8 protein-coding genes and 1 CRISPR repeat array are annotated in these 14,283 nt (G+C 44.9%); of the genes, 1 reads left to right on the plus strand and 7 read right to left on the minus strand.

Going from position 1 to position 14,283, the window contains the following annotated elements; all coding sequences use genetic code 11:
- Window positions 1-133: 133 nt before the first annotated feature.
- A CRISPR array of direct repeats spans window positions 134-5,251; the repeat unit is 32 nt; unit sequence GTTTCAATCCACGCACCCGCACGGGGTGCGAC.
- A gap of 152 nt (window positions 5,252-5,403) precedes the next feature.
- The 7 genes from cas2 to T472_RS12840 are packed head-to-tail and all read right to left on the minus strand — an operon-like array spanning window position 5,404 to window position 13,081.
- Window positions 5,404-5,706 carry a CRISPR-associated endonuclease Cas2 gene (gene cas2 / locus T472_RS12810; protein ID WP_023389236.1) on the minus strand — a complete coding sequence of 101 codons (303 nt, stop codon included), beginning with the start codon at window positions 5,704-5,706 and terminating at the stop codon, window positions 5,404-5,406.
- A gap of 9 nt (window positions 5,707-5,715) precedes the next feature.
- The gene (cas1c, locus tag T472_RS12815) at window positions 5,716-6,747 is read right to left on the minus strand and encodes a type I-C CRISPR-associated endonuclease Cas1c (RefSeq protein ID WP_023389235.1); all 1,032 of its coding nucleotides are present in this window, start codon (window positions 6,745-6,747) and stop codon (window positions 5,716-5,718) included.
- Entirely contained in the window at window positions 6,744-7,433 is a 690-nt protein-coding gene (gene cas4 / locus T472_RS12820) for a CRISPR-associated protein Cas4 (RefSeq protein ID WP_023389234.1), read from the minus strand. Before cas4 ends, cas1c begins: the two co-directional genes overlap by 4 nt.
- Window positions 7,433-8,344, minus strand: a complete 912-nt coding sequence (cas7c, locus tag T472_RS12825; RefSeq protein WP_023389233.1) for a type I-C CRISPR-associated protein Cas7/Csd2 — start codon at window positions 8,342-8,344, stop codon at window positions 7,433-7,435. Before cas7c ends, cas4 begins: the two co-directional genes overlap by 1 nt.
- Window positions 8,345-10,111: a type I-C CRISPR-associated protein Cas8c/Csd1 gene (gene cas8c, locus T472_RS12830; protein ID WP_023389232.1), complete on the minus strand. Its 1,767-nt coding sequence runs from the start codon at window positions 10,109-10,111 to the stop codon at window positions 8,345-8,347.
- Complete coding sequence (gene cas5c, locus T472_RS12835; RefSeq protein WP_023389231.1) at window positions 10,108-10,827, minus strand: type I-C CRISPR-associated protein Cas5c; 720 nt, start codon at window positions 10,825-10,827, stop codon at window positions 10,108-10,110. The genes cas8c and cas5c overlap by 4 nt, the downstream gene beginning before the upstream one ends.
- 13 nt (window positions 10,828-10,840) lie before the next feature.
- Window positions 10,841-13,081 (minus strand): CRISPR-associated helicase/endonuclease Cas3, encoded by a 2,241-nt coding sequence (locus tag T472_RS12840; RefSeq protein WP_023389230.1) that lies wholly within the window; start codon window positions 13,079-13,081, stop codon window positions 10,841-10,843.
- A 413-nt stretch (window positions 13,082-13,494) separates the two neighbouring features.
- Between T472_RS12840 and T472_RS12845 the strand changes: the two genes are divergently transcribed.
- Window positions 13,495-14,277: an acyl-CoA dehydratase activase gene (locus T472_RS12845; protein ID WP_023389229.1), complete on the plus strand. Its 783-nt coding sequence runs from the start codon at window positions 13,495-13,497 to the stop codon at window positions 14,275-14,277.
- Window positions 14,278-14,283 lie beyond the last annotated feature (6 nt).

Here is a 14,283-nt window from a genome sequence, read left to right on the forward strand (position 1 = left end):
ACAAAATTTTCTACACTCTCGTCTGAAATCCATACCAGTCCATTTGTTATCAGAGTGGATATGAAAGAAACAGCCCCTGAAGTAGCAATAAAGCTATACCAAGGGCGTTTTCATTTGCAACCAGGTACATCTCTTTTCAACCCACGCACCCGCACGGGGTGCAACTTGTTTTCAGAGTGGCGTTCTTTGGGATAACTCCGTTTCAATCCACGCACCCGCACGGGGTGCGACTCGAGTCCAAATACATCCCTGATCACATCGGCAGGTTTCAATCCACGCACCCGCACGGGGTGCGACCCAACAAAACAAACCCGCATTACCGCCACTGAGCGTTTCAATCCACGCACCCGCACGGGGTGCGACTGAATCAACGATAGGATGGTTTAGGTACATTAACTGTTTCAATCCACGCACCCGCACGGGGTGCGACGTAGCAAGATTTGTACCTCAGACAGAGTTGACCGTTTCAATCCACACACCCGCACGGGGTGCGACCTTAGTACGGATTAGCAACCAAATGCGACATAACGTTTCAATCCACGCACCCGCACGGGGTGCGACATCAACTCCGTTAAGTCGGATTTGGCGGATAATCTGTTTCAATCCACGCACCCGCACGGGGTGCGACTGCTCTGGACTGCCAGGGATCAGGCAGATTCCCATGTTTCAATCCACGCACCCGCACGGGGTGCGACTAAGTATCCGGCAGGGATGATATTCACTCTTAAGTTTCAATCCACGCACCCGCACGGGGTGCGACCATACAACCTTACTATAGCAATTAAGACAAGTCCGTTTCAATCCACGCACCCGCACGGGGTGCGACACTGTTTCTGGTATCTGGTAGCCTGTTTGTGGTTTGTTTCAATCCACGCACCCGCACGGGGTGCGACGTCAAAATACTTTACCTGGGAGAGGTACTTATCGTTTCAATCCACGCACCCGCACGGGGTGCGACTTTGATCCTGGAATTATCTCTTAGCCCTACAGCTGTTTCAATCCACGCACCCGCACGGGGTGCGACTGCATCCGTTGGCAGTGCGGTTCCTGCGGGAGCAGTTTCAATCCACGCACCCGCACGGGGTGCGACGGCACTTCGGGAGCAAGCGACCCTACTTGGGATGTTTCAATCCACGCACCCGCACGGGGTGCGACGGAATTGGCAACAGGGTGACTAAGCTGATGCAAGGTTTCAATCCACGCACCCGCACGGGGTGCGACTCGGAGACAAATTGACAGGAATTGAAGTTACACTGTTTCAATCCACGCACCCGCACGGGGTGCGACGAGATGGTGGATGTGGGAGCCCGCAATTTGTTTATGTTTCAATCCACGCACCCGCACGGGGTGCGACTGCCCACTCCACCGCCCGCATTGCTGTGTAGTGCGTTTCAATCCACGCACCCGCACGGGGTGCGACACGGCGCTCTTGGACAAAATCCCGGTAATCATACGTTTCAATCCACGCACCCGCACGGGGTGCGACTTGCTACACAAGATCAGTTATATGATTTACTAGAGTTTCAATCCACGCACCCGCACGGGGTGCGACCCCTTGAGGCTGTCTCATGTGTTATGCTCTTTGACGTTTCAATCCACGCACCCGCACGGGGTGCGACGAAGAAGCTTAAAGATGCACAGGCACAGGTTACTGTTTCAATCCACGCACCCGCACGGGGTGCGACTTCCTGGATGCGGCTTCTAATAACATTATGCCACGTTTCAATCCACGCACCCGCACGGGGTGCGACAAACAAGCAATCATTTACATTGATCATGTCATTGTTTCAATCCACGCACCCGCACGGGGTGCGACTAAGACAACCGGCATAAGTGTGGAGAATCTCCAGTTTCAATCCACGCACCCGCACGGGGTGCGACGGCTCGATAGACCTCGGCTCGACAGGCTGGCGGTGTTTCAATCCACGCACCCGCACGGGGTGCGACCATAAACAACCTAAAGCAAGCAGCAGCTACCAAGAAGTTTCAATCCACGCACCCGCACGGGGTGCGACAACGTCAATCCCATATTTCAAATTTATCATGTTATCGTTTCAATCCACGCACCCGCACGGGGTGCGACAAAGATGATTCCGTGGGAAGAAGTTATTATTACGGTTTCAATCCACGCACCCGCACGGGGTGCGACATATCTGGACAGTCATATAGGATTGGGGTGGTAGGTTTCAATCCACGCACCCGCACGGGGTGCGACGTTTGCGTTGTGGCCTCTGTTGCATCTATCTTTAGTTTCAATCCACGCACCCGCACGGGGTGCGACATATGCGCTCATGGTCTGCCATGCGGTATCTGCTGTTTCAATCCACGCACCCGCACGGGGTGCGACCTTTGCGCTTGGCCTGCCATTCCTTGCTCTTATAGTTTCAATCCACGCACCCGCACGGGGTGCGACTGAGGTCCGTTATCTCCATGAGTGTGCAGCCGATGTTTCAATCCACGCACCCGCACGGGGTGCGACTGTATTTCATCATATGTTGGATATGTTTTCATATGTTTCAATCCACGCACCCGCACGGGGTGCGACTTAATTGCAGATGATCTATTAAGATGTGAAGTTGTTTCAATCCACGCACCCGCACGGGGTGCGACCTGATCCGGCTCCGCCTTGAGGCTGGGAAGATAGATGTTTCAATCCACGCACCCGCACGGGGTGCGACGGCGTTGGCATATGTTACAGCTTCGATTGTCACTGTTTCAATCCACGCACCCGCACGGGGTGCGACACTGGACAGAGGAATACTTCAGGGCAGCAATCTCGTTTCAATCCACGCACCCGCACGGGGTGCGACTACTCAAGCACTATCTCAAGCAGGTCTACCACAGTGTTTCAATCCACGCACCCGCACGGGGTGCGACATGGACTGCGTGTAGCCTACCACGTCGGTAGTCTCGTTTCAATCCACGCACCCGCACGGGGTGCGACGTCAAGAGGACCTTCGCAGTAGTACCGTCAGCAGTTTCAATCCACGCACCCGCACGGGGTGCGACTTTAACTTGCCAATTCCCGCCAAGTCTAAGATCAGTTTCAATCCACGCACCCGCACGGGGTGCGACCACACTGCCCAAGAGCAATGTTGGAGGGATCTGAGTTTCAATCCACGCACCCGCACGGGGTGCGACGGGCAAACGAACTGAATGACACTATAGACCTGATGTTTCAATCCACGCACCCGCACGGGGTGCGACAAGCAACCTGGGGAGGTGACACATGACCGAGAAAGATTCAATCCACGCACCCGCACGGGGTGCGACGTGCCTAGCTACAAGCGTATGTGCATATGCATCATGTTTCAATCCACGCACCCGCACGGGGTGCGACAGGCATGGATCTGGATGAGATATTAAGACTTAAACGTTTCAATCCACGCACCCGCACGGGGTGCGACACCAGAATCATATAGCCCCCCTCATGCTGTGAGGTTTCAATCCACGCACCCGCACGGGGTGCGACGGAACAGGTATTTACCTCAAAACAATTGACTCTGTTTCAATCCACGCACCCGCACGGGGTGCGACGCAGCGGTAATAGCTATAGGGGTGCTACTCTACGTTTCAATCCACGCACCCGCACGGGGTGCGACGCGCAAGGAGTAGCCGGAGCCGCCAAACCTCAGGGTTTCAATCCACGCACCCGCACGGGGTGCGACTGAAAGACAGGCTAAGGTGCTTAATGTCGATAATGTTTCAATCCACGCACCCGCACGGGGTGCGACTTGCAAATACTGTGGCTTATAGCAAATACCGCTTGTTTCAATCCACGCACCCGCACGGGGTGCGACCTGTGCTATTGAAAGCCTGCCATGGTTCGTATGCTGTTTCAATCCACGCACCCGCACGGGGTGCGACGCGGTCAGGAATTGTGACAGCATCGGCTGGATTGTTTCAATCCACGCACCCGCACGGGGTGCGACGTCAAGACAGCCATCATAAACCAGTTACAGACGGAGTTTCAATCCACGCACCCGCACGGGGTGCGACCTGCTATACGACGATTATCTCGCTTCGACAGTCAGTTTCAATCCACGCACCCGCACGGGGTGCGACACGGTATTTCCAATCGCTTTAGAATTGTTTCCGAGTTTCAATCCACGCACCCGCACGGGGTGCGACATAGTCAATGGTGTCAACGTACGTTACGCCATGTTTCAATCCACGCACCCGCACGGGGTGCGACGCTCGCGACCCTCGATACAATCGCTGATGTCGGTGTTTCAATCCACGCACCCGCACGGGGTGCGACGGGGGGGTAATATCATTTGACTTGACAACTAATAGTTTCAATCCACGCACCCGCACGGGGTGCGACGCACTTGGTATCGAGAGTATGGCCAAGGATGCGGCGTTTCAATCCACGCACCCGCACGGGGTGCGACCAACATAGTCACCATGTACAGTGTGCCTTACGTGTTTCAATCCACGCACCCGCACGGGGTGCGACTATTTCTGGGTTGTACATTTTCTCTTCCTCCTTAGTTTCAATCCACGCACCCGCACGGGGTGCGACTGGGGAATCAATGAGGTAAGGACATTCTTATTCGCGTTTCAATCCACGCACCCGCACGGGGTGCGACAAGCTAAGATATCCGCAGTGACAGATGCGGTAAAGTTTCAATCCACGCACCCGCACGGGGTGCGACGGTGTAATCAACTGGTTTAAGTCACTAGACGAAGGTTTCAATCCACGCACCCGCACGGGGTGCGACAAAAGGCTCAACTTGCATATGACAATGCAGTTAAGTTTCAATCCACGCACCCGCACGGGGTGCGACGAATAACCCAGCGACATCCTGGCTGCTATAGTACTGTTTCAATCCACGCACCCGCACGGGGTGCGACTCACCGTATATTCATATACCGGGTTCAGATTATCGTTTCAATCCACGCACCCGCACGGGGTGCGACTCAATATTACCTGATGATTCATCATTAATTATTGTTTCAATCCACGCACCCGCACGGGGTGCGACGGATTTAACACTTATGTTCCATTAACACTTATAGGTTTCAATCCACGCACCCGCACGGGGTGCGACGCACAGCATCAACCATAACTGCAGGCGGAACATTGTTTCAATCCACGCACCCGCACGGGGTGCGACGCGATAAATCGTGTTGGGTTGATAATTTATGTGGTTTCAATCCACGCACCCGCACGGGGTGCGACAAGGGAGCATCAAACACCGTTGGAGATTATCGATGTTTCAATCCACGCACCCGCACGGGGTGCGACCCTAAGAAATCAAACCATTGATACACAATCGGTCTAAATGCCTTAATTGCGAATCAGGTAGATAAAAATGATTATTTCATGATTATGTAAGTAAGAAGGACTACGGATGTTAATTATTGGTGAATGCGAAGGTCCCACATATTTCATGTGTACTATTGGTTCGCATCAATAATAAGCACGCCTTCTGGATCATATGCTTCCTTGAATCCAATATGTTCAACCCTTCGCTTCCAGTTGCTACCAAGGAAGTAAAATCTAAGACTATCGGTACTAGGATCTATTATGTTCTCAAGTCTATGCTTGAGTTCTTTGAATTGTGTAGGATCAACCAAGCACTCAAAAACAGAGTTCTGAACTCTCTGTCCAAAATTTTGACATTCTTTTGAGACATGCCTTAGTCTTTTTTTTCCTCCATTACTTGTTACATTAACATCATAAGTGATTAATACCAACATATCGATCACCTACTTCCAAAAAAAGGGGGGATAATCTTCGAGGTCACCTCGAAGGTGTCTAGATAATAGCATTGCTTGCACATATGGAACAAGTCCAAACTGTATTTTTTCTTCAATAAATGGATGGACTATCTCTTCTTGTTTCCGCTTTTGCCATGCAAGCAATACTTCTTTTCTTGTCTTATCATCCATTATTACGGTCCCATTTTCCTTAATTGTGAATCCGCCACCATCAATTTGATTGCGGTTTATTAGTGTTAATGCAAGCCTATCAGCGAAATGAGGACGAAGTTCTTCCATAAGGTCAAGAGATAGACTTAGTCTTCCGGGCCTATCCTTATGTAGGAATCCCACTTGAGGATCAAGACCAACACTTTCTAATGCTGCAGCAGTTTCATGCGATAGTAATGTATAGAGGAAAGACAGTAATGAATTTACTCTGTCAGTAGGTGGTCTGCGATTTCTTCCTGTGAAACAAAAGTCATCCTTCTGATTCAGAATTAGATGGTTAAAAACAGAAAAATAGCTAGCGGCAGAAAGTCCTTCGATACCCCTAAGTGAGTCCATATCATTTGATGTAATCAGTTTGTTCGAATAAGCAGATAAATCATCCATACTTTTTGATAAAGCTAATGTATCAACAATCTGGGAATGATCACGTATTGCTCGGTGCAAAACAGATCTGGAATTAATAACCTTAGCTAATAAAAACCTTTTTGAAAGTCTTAGACTTGATTCAAAATCATCACTCCACCTATATTGAGTCCTCCGAAGAAGAACGTTTCCCGAAATTCGTCCGCTAACACGCCCGATGAATTTCCCGAAATGTGTCAAAAATGATATGGAAACACCTCGCTCACAGCATAATTCCATAAGACCAGGACTCGCGCCAGCATACCCAAAACATACTATTCCCTCTAAATTATGGATTGGTACTCTGAACTTGATTTCTCCGTTTATTTTGACAAGAACATTCTCACCGTCACACGCAAGATACGAATCTGGTAATGTAATATATAGAGTATTCAATAGCTTTCTCAACTGTCATACTCCTCCAATTTTGACATTCTTGCTAAATAGTCATTTATGGAATGATGTTTCAAAGTTAGTTCTGGTAGGCAATTTTCTTTCAGCGAGCATTGTGAACAATGTTTTCCTGGTATTGCTTTTGAAGTTATACCGGAATTTAGTAAACTATGCATACGTTCTGACAAATAGATTGTCCGGTCACGCAATGTGTCATTCAAAACAACTTCTACGCGATGTCTTGTCTGATTATAGAACAAGTAGCCAACCTCAATCTTTGTTCCGAACATCTCTTCTAAAGCCATTGCTTGAGCACAAAGCTGTACAGCATCACGGTCATCAGGTTTAGGATGTCCTTTTTTATGTTCAACTGGATAAAGAAGCCATAATCCTTTCCTTTGTGGTAGTTTTACGGCACGGGTGTCGTTAGAAGATGCTATTTTGAATTCAACTACATCAGCAATTCCAGTTAAGCCTAATCTCCTACTAACCAAAGGCATTGATCGTACAATTCTGATATCATTCCTTGTTTCATTGAAATAAGGATCGTCAACGCGCTCGTGCTGATATTTACCTTCTAGTGTATGTATATTCTCTGTCCATACCTGTTCCAAATATATAAGTGACCACTGTCTTTCGCAAAATGCGATATGTTGGATTCCGGAAAGTTGAATCAGATCTTCATCACTGTATATATCCATCACATTTCAATTACGTTAATTCCACTTGGGATTGAATTCTTGTCAATTTTAACGGCATAATCACTAAAATCACGGGCAGGCTTATTCTCTGACAATCTTGAAACCGAAACAGAATCAAATAGTTTTTGTACCTGTACATCGCCCATTAAGGATGAATGCTCGAATATTATGAGTTTCCTAGTGCTCATAAATCCACGGGCTGCTGACCTGTCATGCTCAAACATATAAATCAAGGATTCCCACAATAGGTTGAGATCTTCCTGATTAAATCCGGTTTGGCTTGCGAGAGGAGCCGAAATAAAACCATAGGCTTTATACAATCCATATGGAATTGTAGATTTTCTTCCCATAGTCCTGTTGTCTCCGCCCTGCTTTTCAGAATCTGAATCAGTTGTAACAGCCATACGAGTGATGCTATGTTCCAATGAAACTATAGGATCAATGGACCGTCCGAAGGTCAGTTGAACTGGTCCTCTAACCTGACCAGCATTGGCTCCAGTGGAGAGAACAGCCCCGAAAGATCTAATGTCATAGAAGTTTTCGCACATGAATCGTCTTGCACGTTCGACTTCCTTTCCTTGTCCACTTCCAGGCTTATTCCGCTTCTTTCCATCAGTTGGGTCAGTAGGAGACTCATTAGTATTGATGTTAAGTGCCTTATAAGCTTGCTCAATAGTATTGTTCAATACCGATTTTTCTTTAATGAATATTGAATAGGGGGATTGGTCACCATATTTTATTGATACAAAATTTCTTACTTTACGTTTAAGACAAACATCTGTAACTAAGCCATGTCCACTTTCAGCGTCTAGTCTTGGAAGATTTCCTGCATCAGGGTCACCGTTCGGATTCCCATCTTTAACATCAAATAGCAATATAAAATCGTAGCGCTTCTCAATAATATTCTTCATTTACTTTCCCTCCTGGCTTTCTTTTTTCTCTGATTTTTTAGTGAAGAAATCCTGACGCTGGTGATAGTAACCTACTGCAAATAGACCTTGCTGGTGCAATGGAAGGTGACTCGGAAAGTCTGAAAGATTTTCAATTACATTGCCCAGAAGTTGCTCGAAGTAGACCACTTTGCCTTTTGAATCCATTTTTGCAAGATGATGGTTTTTCAATCTCATTAAATTTGGGAATACGGTAACTGGACTTGAGCAAGCAGAACCATAGAACCTCTCTCGAATTGTTGTGTTAGTTCCAGGATTCGCCTCTTCTTGAATCTTTTCAAGGATAGCAAACAAACGTCCCAATTGGTAACCTGTTGATTTTTGATTCTCGTCCAATGATAGACTTACCTCCTTATAGTTTGTATTAGTATGAAATTTATAGTAACGGTTCAAATAGGCCTTTATGATTGCTGCACGCACTGGTTTTACTCTATTATCCTTATCGCTTCGTATCCTTCTCAGTACAGCTTGAAGAAGCGTTTCAGGATAGGGGGTACCTTCGAGGATTGATTTAACTAAATCACCTGCAACATTAGGTGGTATGTTTTCACTCTTGTCCTGGACTGCAGTATTCACAAGGATTCTCCATATTGAATAGTACTCTGGCTCAGATGCAGGTTTGATGATCTTGAAGTCCTCAAAATACTGCCTAATCCTGTCTGAATATTCAGCTATCGTTCCAACATGCCAAAATCTGATTGAAACACGAGCCGCATTTGGTGACAAACCAAGGATATAGAATCTATCATCTCCATTATCAACAGAGTAAGTGCCTGTTTGGAATGAAGATAAGAGCTCCTTTATTTTTTCAGTGCCTTTTTCGGGATCATCTTTGTCTGGTTCATTAAAGAACAATGAGAAGCTATCCTCAAACATAGATTTTCTTTCGGACCAGAAAACTGCAGTTGTATCTCCTATATGCATGGTTTGTTTTTTTGATTCGAGTAATGTATTAAGTGCCTTGGTATATTGAGAAGCTGCAGTTTTGCCAATAGGCGCGTTATAGCTTTGGATTTTATTGTATGAGTTAAATGAATCCTTATTAAAGCTTACTACACACGCCCCGGATGTCTGTGCACCCCAAACACCTTTTGTGACTGAGTGGGTTGCTTCAATAATACAATTTTGTTTGCCAGTAATCAGGCAAGTTCCGATATGAGATTCACCGGTTCCTGACTGCTGACCTACATTTACCAAAGCTTCGGATACTTCAGGGGAGTCAAATACGGTCCGAAAGCCAGTAGCAGGCACCCTAAAACTGAGTTTCGGACTTCCTGATGCAAATAGTTCTCCAAACTCCGAGTGATTCAAAATATTGTGGAAATGAGTTCGATCTCGTAGACCTTTTTCCAGGAATGTCTTAACAGATCTCACACCAATATCCGTTGTATCAGGCGAAAACTCTTCAATGACAGCTAGCATGCTTTCGAGCCGAGAATCCCCTTTTTCACCCAAACCAAGTACAAAACTTGCGTTATCCCAGAGAAAATTGGCATCCTTACCGCTGTTTGAGTGCTTTAGTGCTTGTTTGCCAATGTTAGGAACGTCAAGACGCTTTGATATATATCTTTTTCCATCAAGTTCTCTAAGATCAGAAATGTCGGTTGCATTGCCATCTTCATCAAGGTCAATCAAAAAATCAATGCTACCGTTTATCCAACCATCCTTTGCTATGGAGCCATCGCATATCTTTCTGTCATAATATTCTTTCAATGCAAGTAGAATCATCCTATTACCTCCACTTGCCTACGATCTGTATTAATAGTTCCATTTTCCATTTTTGCCTTGAAAAACAAAGGAATAGGATTCTCAACGTCTTCATCGAAATTCATATCGTATAACATGTAACCAAGATCACGTGTGATATCAATTGGATTTTTCTTATCGATACCTTGATCCTCGATCAATTTGAAATCACAAGCAAATTCTCTACAGCCCAGATAAGGTCTATGGAAGCACTGACCCTTGGATGCCCTTCTCTGAAACATTGCTGCATATTTTGCCTCAGTTTCATCATTCCTTATAGGCGTACCGACTTCCTCCTCACGGCTTTTCTTCTTTACAACTCTGGATTCAGGGTTGATGAAATCAAAATAGCCATAGATTCTGTACCTAACGTCTCTAAGGAATAAGCCAGCTCGCTGTTGTCTTACGTCTTCTATGAAGATTCCCATTGGAGCGCCCAATGCTCCTGACATCTGTTTTTCAGTAGGCGCGGTTACGACTTTACCCAACTCATTTCGTCTCACTGAGATCCATTTTATTGGATTTAGCACCTCTACTTTTGTAACATTCCATTTGATAGCAGGTTTCCATAGTATGGACTCGAAAATTGACCTTGCAGATGAAGGTGTTATTACATCATAGCTGACGCGTTCGACCTTCATCTCAGGGCGAGTAAAGCAAGCGTAATCGCCCCAGACTTCCAGGCACCAGTCATTCATTCAAATTCCCCCTCTAATTTATGAATTTTGAAATATCAATATCATTCTCATCACTGATTAGACCATATTCTTCTGAATAATAAAGCTCAGTACTAAGTGCAAAAATATTCGGATAGACTTCTTCAATAGCACCGATTCCACGTAGTCTAAGGAATTCATTTGTTGAAACGTTTACAACATATCTCTGCAGCTTCCGTAGTATCATTCTGTCAGGGCCATCCTTTTTTATTCTATCGATTAGTTCATTTCCATCCTTATATCGGACAAATATTTGCTTTTGAGTCCTATCATCAATTAGCTTGAATCTATTTGAGGCTGTCCGATAATATATGCTCAATTCACTTCTGTCATTTTTGACTGGATCAAGCAATGCTTCTATTTCTGCCTTGTCAAGACTATTAACTTTCCAATATAAGTCGCTAAAGTATCGTTCAATAATTGAATTATCTATTTCTTTTATCGGAGCTGACTTCAATATTCCAACGGCTGTTTCCATCGCTTTTCTTAGGTAACCAGGAGGAGCAGGACGTTCTGGAATAAATACAAAAACATTGCCACCAGATTCCGATTTTCCTTCTCTGTTACACCTCCCAGCTGCTTGGACAATAGAGTCAAGTCCAGATAGCGCACGATATACCACAGGGAAATCCATGTCCACACCTGCCTCGACAAGCTGGGTACTTATCACTCGTACGGGTTCATTAGATAATAGTTTTTGCTTAATTTCAGAAATCACACTACTACGGTGCATTCCACACATTAGTGCAGACAGATGGAATGTATTTTCGGGCATAAGCTTGTAGAGCTCTCTGCAGCTTTTCCGGTCTGATACAATGCAAAGTACCTTCTCATGCTTAATCAAGTCCATAGATAAATCATTCCAGCTTATCGGAACATCGAAGTCTTGGGGGAATATAATATTGTTTCTTTTTAGCGAATCATAAAGGGTTCTTACTTCTTCAGTACTACCAATTATCTCTGTGATTCCCTTAAGACCTTGAAATTTGAAGTTAGGCTCATTTTTATACGAAAAAGCTGGTTGTGTAGCAGTCGAAATAACGAAACTAACTTTATAATGATCAACCAATAATTGCATAACTGATAGTATTGGTTTTAAGAATTCAGCTGGGACCAGCTGAGCTTCGTCAAGAATAACTACAGAGTTTGCAATGTTGTGAAGTTTACGGCATCTGCTTGATTTAGCTGAAAAGAGCGATTCGAAAAATTGTACCGAGGTTGTCACTATGACAGGACCATCCCAGTTTTCAGCTGAGATCCTCGATTTAGGTGTTTCATTCTCTTCATCAATACTTGAGTGATGTTCTATTATTTGGTCGTCGCCCAGTACAGACCTGAATACATTCGCGTTTTGTTCGATTATACTTGTGTATGGTATCACATAGATTACCCTTTCAAGTCCATGTTTTTTAGCATGCTCCAGTGCAAAGGTTAAGCTGGAAAGAGTCTTACCACCCCCCGTGGGTACTGAGAGTGAGAAAATTCCTTGATTTTTCAGGGCTGCAACTCTGCATTTTTGCCTGACTTCATTCCTTAATAAATTGACCTTAGTCCTTGATGAGTCTTCCTCAAACTTTTTCATATGATGATTAAGTTTTTCCAGGAGTTCATCAATTGAGAGATAGCCCCCTCGTAGTATGGATTTTCCACCATCCATATAGTTTTCTGTGTCAAGAAAGTCAGCATCAACAAGACATGAGTAAAGCATTCTTATCCAAAAAGAAATGTCCAATCCTTGACTAAACCGTCTTGGGATTGACTTCGGTTTACTTTGGACTAACATATCAACTAATTTAGAATCAATATCATTAGTTGATTCAATCTTATTTTTTTGATCTTTCAATGATGCATTTCCAGTCTCTGAACTGGACCAGTCCGGGAGACCAGCATGATGACCGGCAATACAATATGATAGAATTCTGCCAATTTCCTTGCCATAAATTTCTTCAACTAAGATTGCCCCATAGATTGCGTGGAGTATCTTTCTAGATTTCCCTTCAATATGTGCAAATTCATCATATCCACTCTTAGTTCTAAGATAGCCCTGCCAGGATGGACGGGATTTTCCGGCATCATGTGCCAATCCAAGAACATATCCCCATTCATCCGAATCGAACGCTGATGCGAATTGTGCAGCCATTTTTGCAGTTCCATTAATGTGATCTGAAAGAGCATGGGGTTCAGCCCAAGTGTCACCTGAATTTTTTCTGACATGTGCAATCATATCTTTTTCCATATCATTATTCCTTAATTCTAAAAATTTAGACTATTTATGTATATATTACTAGAATATCATAAAAATTCCAACAGTACTCATGAGAATTACACATATAAATATAATATGAACTAAAATTTATAATATTTCCTAAAACTGATAGTCTATATTACTTATATTGTAAGCTTGATAGACTGTATGTTTGACTATATAAATTGTTGAATCACTGATGTGATTATGTAATTATAGGACATATAAATTACGGATTTCCTTGAAAATTATTTCACAAATATGTTTTGCTCCATTATTGACTTCTAAAAAAGAAAACGTTATACTTTCCATTAGATACCTGGTCTTACCAGTAATCTATGATTGATAAGTGTGGTAACTTTAAAATTGATTAAATTGATGCTTATCAGATATGGGGAGTGTTTATGGTCACGTTAGGAATTGATATCGGCTCAACTACATCCAAATGCGTGCTGCTAAGGAACGGGGTAGATATCGTAGCCAAGTCGCTGGTACCTGGTGGAATCGGTACAAGCAGTCCTGACAGGGCTGTTGCTGAAGCACTGGAGAAAAGCGGACTCGGTTTGGGGGATATTAGTTATACGGTGGTTACAGGGTATGGACGTACTAACTTTAAGTCAGCTGACATGCAGGTTAGCGAGCTATCCTGCCATGCTATCGGAGGCAGGTTTGTATTTCCGAAACTCCGAACAATCATCGATATCGGAGGACAGGACGTAAAGGTGGTTTCTCTTTCTGACAGCGGTAAGATGGTCAATTTTTTGATGAATGATAAATGCGCTGCAGGTACGGGAAGATTTCTAGACGTTATGGCAGGAGTTCTGCAGATAAAGCTCAGTGACATTGAAAACCTGGCTGCGATTGCTGACAAACCATCATCGATATCAAGCACATGTACCGTATTCGCGGAAAGCGAAGTCATAAGCCAGCTTGCAAACGGAGCGACGATACCGAATGTCGTTGCAGGTATCTGCGACTCAGTGGCATCACGTACAGCTTCCATGGTAAAGAGGATCGGAGTTACAGAGCAGGTCTGCATGGGTGGCGGAGTTGCCCAGAACGGCGGAGTGAGGAAAGCAATCGAAAAGTCCCTTGGCGTACCGATCGCTTACTCGCCATTGTCACAGCTCTTTGGCGCCTTAGGCGCAGCAATATATGCATACAACAAAATAAATCAGGTCAAGTAAGAGGAG

It is taken from the genome of Youngiibacter fragilis 232.1 (assembly GCF_000495435.3).
In the GTDB taxonomy this organism is placed as follows: Bacteria; Bacillota; Clostridia; order Clostridiales; family Clostridiaceae; genus Youngiibacter; species Youngiibacter fragilis.